The sequence below is a fragment of the Streptomyces tricolor genome, from assembly GCF_002155905.1.
Classification (GTDB): Bacteria; Actinomycetota; Actinomycetes; order Streptomycetales; family Streptomycetaceae; genus Streptomyces; species Streptomyces tricolor.
This window is the reverse complement of sequence record NZ_MUMF01000389.1, coordinates 1-2685: the sequence shown is the minus strand read 5'-3', so window position 1 is coordinate 2685 and position 2685 is coordinate 1. Positions and strand designations below refer to the sequence as shown.

The 2685-nt window shown below is 71.7% G+C and carries 2 protein-coding genes; both read left to right on the top strand.

Features of this window, described 5'->3' with window-relative positions; genetic code table 11:
• Window positions 1-1368, top strand: a 1368-nt coding sequence (locus CCN44_RS26485) for an IucA/IucC family protein (RefSeq protein WP_086700181.1), incomplete at its 5' end; no start/stop codon positions are given.
• 144 nt (window positions 1369-1512) lie between these two features.
• A complete protein-coding gene (locus CCN44_RS26480) occupies window positions 1513-2283 on the top strand; it encodes a GNAT family N-acetyltransferase (protein ID WP_086700178.1) in 771 nt (256 codons plus the stop codon).
• The last annotated feature ends 402 nt before the right edge of the window (window positions 2284-2685 follow it).

The following is a 2685-nucleotide window of genomic DNA, read 5'->3' as shown; positions in this document are numbered from 1 at the left end:
CTCGGCGCCGAGCAGGCCCTCCTCCTCGGACACCCCCTGCACCCGACCCCGAAGAGCCGGGAAGGGCTGACCGAGGCGGAAGCCGACCGGTACTCACCGGAGACGCGCGGTTCCTTCCCCCTGCACTGGCTGGCCGTCGCCCCCTCTCTTCTCGCGGCCGACTCGGCCTGGACCGAGCGCGGCCGTCCCGTTCCCGCCGACCACCTCATCCGACGGATCGCCGGAACCGAACTGCCGCTGCCCGACGGCTACACCGCCCTGCCCCTGCACCCCTGGCAGGCACGCGAGGTACGGCACCGCGCATCCGTCGCCGCGCTGCTCGACTCCGGGCTCCTCCGCGACCTCGGCCCCCTGGGCACGTGCTGGTCTCCCACCTCCTCCGTACGGACCGTCCACCGATCCGGTGCGTCCGCGATGCTGAAACTGTCGCTGGCCCTGCGCATCACCAACTCCCGCCGCGAGAACCTCCGCAAGGAACTCCACCGCGGAGTCGAGGTGCACCGGCTGCTGCGCACCGGCCTGGCCATCCGGTGGCGGGCGGCACACCCCCGCTTCGACATCGTCCGCGACCCGGCCTGGCTGGCCGTGGACGATGCGGACGGCCTGCCCGTGCCGGGGCTCGACGTAGTGATCCGGCACAACCCCTTCGCCCCGGCCGACGACGTCGGCTGCGTCGCCGGACTGGTCGCACCGCGCCCCCTCGCCACGCCGCCCACCAACAGCACACACGCTGCGACCGGTTGGCCGATGCGGTCGCGCCTGGCCCAGCTCGTCGCCCGCCTGGCCACCCGCACCGGCCGGCCCCTCGGCGCCGTCTGCGCGGAGTGGTTCCTGCGCTATCTGGAACACGTGGTCCGGCCCGTGCTCTGGCTGGACAGCGAGGCCGGTATCGCCCTCGAAGCCCACCAGCAGAACACGCTGCTCCTGCTGGACGGCGACGGCTGGCCCGCCGGCGGCCGTTACCGGGACAACCAGGGGTACTACTTCCGCGAGTCCCGGCGCGCCGAACTGGACGCCCGGCTGCCCGGCATCGGCGAGCGCAGCGACACCTTCGTCCCCGACGAGGTCGCCGACGAACGCTTCACCTACTACCTCGCCGTCAACAACGTGCTCGGTCTGATCGGTGCCTTCGGCTCCCAGCACCTCGCCGACGAGCGACTGCTCCTCGCCGCCTTCCGCCGTTTCCTCACCGGCCTCGCCTCGGGGCCCGCCCCGTTGCGCACCTCCCTGCCCGGCCGCCTGCTCGACTCACCCGTCCTGCGCTGCAAGGCCAACCTGCTGACCCGGCTGCACGGTCTCGACGAACTCGTCGGGCCGGTCGACACCCAGTCCGTCTACGTCACCATCGCCAACCCCCTTCACTGCTGAGCGATCCAGCTCTTCTCATTGCCTCACTGCTGAGCGCCGTACCTCCCCGTACCACCTGAGCGGACCGCACCCCCTCAGCGAGCCGCACCGCCTCCCGTACATCCGAGGAACATGACCCACCTCGTCTCCTGAGAGGAGCGCACCGTGCCTCCCACCGACGCGAGCGCCGGAACCGGCCCCGCCTCTGCCCACCCGGACGGCGCCGGACCCCGAGCGGACACCGCGGGCCCCCGGAACTCTCCGTTCGGCCGGCTCGCCGTCGAGGACGACGACCCCGACAGCGAGGACACCCTGGACCTGTGCCTGCCCGCACAGTTCGTCGCCCTCTGCGCCGGGTCGACGGTCGGCCTCCTCAGCCGCATCACCCGGTGGGGCCCGATCACGACCCCGGTGGGCTCCTTCCAACTGGTGCCCGTGCGGCTCGATCAGGACCTGCCGCTCGTCCACCGCTGGATGAACGACCCCGTCGTCGCGGAGTTCTGGGAACTGGCCGGTCCCCGGAGCCGGACGGAGGAACACCTGCGGGCGCAGCTCCACGGCGACGGGCGCAGCGTGCCGTGTCTCGGCGTGCTGGACGGCACGCCGATGAGCTACTGGGAGATCTACCGGGCGGACCTGGACCCGCTGGCCCGCCACTATCCGGCCGATCCGCACGACACCGGGATCCACCTTCTCGTCGGTGACGCCGCCGACCGGGGGAGAGGACTGGGACCTGTCCTGCTCCGCGCCGTGGCCGACCTGATCCTCGACCGGTGTCCCACCTGCGCCCGTGTCGTGTCAGAACCCGATCTTCGTAACACCCCCTCCATCGCCGCGTTCCTGAGCGCCGGCTTCCGGTACGCGGACGAGATCGACCTGCCCGGCAAGCGGGCCGCCCTCATGATCCGGGACCGGGTCCTGCGCGAAGTGCTGTAGCGCCGCGTGACCGATCGCTCACCATGAGATACGAGTGGCGGGGCCGCGGTGTTCCCGGCTGGGAGAAAAAAGTTCGAGGAGCGTCCGGCGGCGCGAAGGAACGGTTGCCGTGCGTGTCGAAGAGCGGGTGCCGCACGTGTCGAGGGGCGGCCGGGGTGCATGCCGAAGAGCGGATGCCGTGCATGCCGAAAGCGGGTGCCGCGCCCTGCCGAGAAGCGGGCGCTCTGCGTGCCATGGAGGTCTGCGTGCCATGGAGGGGTTCCTGCATGCCGAAAGAACGGTCGGCGTCGTAGCGGAGAGATGCTCACCACAGTTCGTCCCCCGGGCCCCCGCTCTCCTGCCCAACCAACCGTCGGCGTCCGGACCCGCCCTCCTGCCCAACCCAACCGCCGGCATCCGGAC